The organism is Microcoleus sp. LAD1_D3 (assembly GCF_036702135.1).
In the GTDB taxonomy this organism is placed as follows: domain Bacteria; phylum Cyanobacteriota; class Cyanobacteriia; order Cyanobacteriales; family Microcoleaceae; genus Microcoleus.
On the sequence record NZ_JAUBSB010000070.1, the window covers coordinates 22370 to 25077 of the forward strand.

Sequence of the window (2708 nt, forward strand, 5' to 3'; positions counted from 1 at the left end):
TGTTGGAGCGAGAAATTCAGTAGGGTGAGACAAGTCAATTTCAAGAAGCATTGAGTCTATGTCAACAGACATAGATTATCTATCGAGAGATTAAAGACCGCTAAAGTGAGGGGTCAGCATTGGGTAATCTGCGAAATGTTTACGCTTCCCGGGGCAACTACTATGCCAAGGCGATTGAGTACCATCCGCAGTCGTTGACCATCGCCTCTAAAGTTCATAACTGCCAAAGATGGAGAGCCAAACATGATTAAACTTCCTGGAATTAAAGTTTTAGCCCAAATTTACGAAAGTGCCAATTCCCTGGTCTATCGGGGAATTAGAAAACAAGATCGCAAAACAGTAATTCTCAAAGTTCTGAAACAAGACTATCCCACGCCCTTTGAGCTAACCCGATATAAGCAGGAATATGAAATCACCCGCAATCTGGACATAGATGGTGTGGTTAAAGCTTATGCCTTAGAACCGTATCAAAGAACTTTGGTTATTATCTTAGAGGATTTTGGCGCATCATCCTTAAAACAATTGATGAATGACCGTGTAGAGACGCATGGCATTGCACCCCTACCAGAATTTCTCAACATCGCTATCAGAACGGCTGAGATTTTAGGTACTATTCACGCTGCGAATGTCATCCACAAAGATATTAATCCTGCCAACATCGTCTTTAACCCAGAAACAGGAATTATCAAAATCATTGACTTTGGTATCTCCACTCAATTAACCCGCGAAAATCCTACGCTGAAAAATCCCAATGTTTTAGAAGGCACTTTAGCCTATATATCACCGGAGCAAACGGGACGAATGAATCGTTCTTTAGATTACCGCACTGACTTTTACTCTCTCGGCGTTACCTTCTACGAACTACTTACGGGACAGTTACCTTTTGAAAGTACCGATGCGTTGGAACTGGTGCATTGTCATATCGCCAAAGAGCCAATACCCCCTCATCTTTTAGGAGGAGGAGAGGAGGAGAGAGGGAGAGGGGGAGAACCTTGTCCTAAAGCCGTTTCGGATATTGTTATGAAGCTGATGGCGAAAATGGCAGAGGAACGATATCAAAGTGTCTGGGGACTCAAAGCGGATTTAGAAGAATGTCTCTTTCAGTTACAAGCTAATGGGACTATAGCAGATTTCCCTCTCGGTTCTAAGGATATTTCCGACAAGTTTCAAATTCCCCAAAAGCTTTACGGACGAGAGTCAGAAGTTAAAACCTTACTAACAGCGTTTGACCGAGTGAGTCAAGGCACAACTGAAATGATGCTAGTGGCAGGTTATTCCGGCATCGGTAAATCAGTATTGGTGGCAGAAGTTCATAAACCCATCACTCAAAAACGCGGCTATTTCATCTCCGGAAAATTTGACCAGTTTCAGCGCAATATTCCCTACTCAGCTTTTGTCAGTGCCTTTCAGGGATTGATGCGCCAACTGTTAACCGAAAGCGAAGCACAACTAAACCTTTGGCGAGAAAAACTCCTTGCTGCTTTTGGTTCCAATGGACAAGTGATTATTGAAGTGATTCCGGAAGTGGAACTGATTATAGGCAAGCAATCACCCGTCCCAGAATTAAGCCCCGCCGAGTCCAACAATCGCTTTAATCTAGTTTTCCAAAACTTCATTCGGGCCTTTTGTGCAAAAGAGCATCCTTTAGTTATCTTTCTAGACGATTTGCAGTGGGCAGACTCGGCAACGCTCAATTTAATCCAACTGATGATGACGGATGCGGATACGCAATACCTGTTTCTGATTGGGGCGTATCGAGATAATGAAGTCAACCCCAATCATCCGTTGATGATGACTCTTGATGGGCTACGGAATGTTGGGGCAACTATCAACTTTATTACCTTAGCTCCCTTAGATAGCAAGCATATTTGCCAGTTAATTGCCGATACTTTGCACAGTGATGCCTCTTCAGTAAAACCCTTGGCCGAGTTGGTAGTGCATAAAACTGGAGGCAATCCTTTCTTTGTCTATGAGTTTCTCAAAACCCTACATACCGAAAACCTGATAACTTTTGATTTTGAACGTCACGGCTGGCAGTGGGATATTTCAAACATTGAAGCTAAGGGCATTACTGACAATGTGGTGGAGTTGATGATTGGTAAGGTGAAGAAACTGCCTCCAGTTACACAGCAAGTTTTACGCTTAGCAGCTTGTGTAGGTGCTGATTTCGACTTAAGCACCCTTTCTATCATCAGTGAAAGATCTACATCGGAAGTTTATAAAGACCTAACAGCAGCAGTTCAGTCCGGGTTAATCTTGCCCACATCCGAGTTGGATGAAGAACTGTTAATTCAAGATTATAAATTCCTGCATGACCGGGTACAGCAAGCAGCTTACTCGCTGATTGACGAAAAAGATAAACAAGAAATCCACTTAAAAATTGGTCGCATTCTGTTGAAGAATTTTGAAAAACATGAGTTAGAAGAACGAATTTTTGATGTAGTCAATCACCTGAATAAAGGACAGTCATTGCTCGCTGATAAAGCGGAAAAAGAACAATTAGCTAGATTGAATCTAATCGCTGGAAGAAAAGCTAAATTCTCTTCAGCCTATCAACCCGCATTAGTATATATAACGGACGGGATGAAATTTTTACCCCCTAATAGCTGGGAAGAAGACTATCACCTGACATTTTCATATCACCTTGAAAAAGGTGAAATAGAATATTTGAATGCTAGCTGGGACGAAGCTTTATCAACTTTTGATGA

Annotated in this window: 1 protein-coding gene; it reads left to right on the forward strand. The window is 42.2% G+C overall.

Annotation, left to right across the window (positions count from 1 at the left end; all coding sequences use genetic code 11):
- Window positions 1-243: 243 nt before the first annotated feature.
- On the forward strand, window positions 244-2708 hold a 2465-nt coding region (locus QUA74_RS25790), incomplete at its 3' end, for a serine/threonine-protein kinase PknK (protein ID WP_333334731.1).